The organism is Polaromonas sp. P1_G1 (assembly GCF_056405595.1).
In genome coordinates, this window is sequence record NZ_JBFUBU010000228.1 from 1 (window position 1) to 415 (window position 415).

A 415-nucleotide genomic window follows, 5' to 3' on the forward strand; every position below is an offset into this window, starting at 1 on the left:
GCCCAGGGCACCGCCTAGGGCCAATGCGCCCACATCGCCCATGAACACCTGCGCGGGATGCGTGTTGAACCACAAAAACGCCAGGCCCGCACCAGCCATGGCCGAGCAGAAAATCAGCAGCTCGCCCGAGCCCGGGATGTAGGGGAAGAACAGGTACTTGGAATACACCACGCTGCCGGTCACGTAGGCAAACACGCCCAGTGCCGAGCCCACCATCACCACGGGCATGATGGCCAAACCATCGAGGCCATCGGTCAGATTCACCGCATTGCTGGAGCCCACGATCACCAAATAGGTCAGCACCACAAAGCCCAAAACCCCCAAGGGGTAGGTCACTTCCTTGATGAAGGGCAGCAACAGCCCGGCCTTGGGCGGCAGGTTCACATCAAACCCCGAACGCACCCAGTTGAAAAAC

1 pseudogene is annotated in these 415 nt (G+C 60.5%); it reads right to left on the minus strand.

The annotated features are described in order from the left end of the window. Positions 1-415: pseudogene (locus AC1D1Y_RS26600) on the minus strand (phospho-N-acetylmuramoyl-pentapeptide-transferase); the annotation flags it as partial.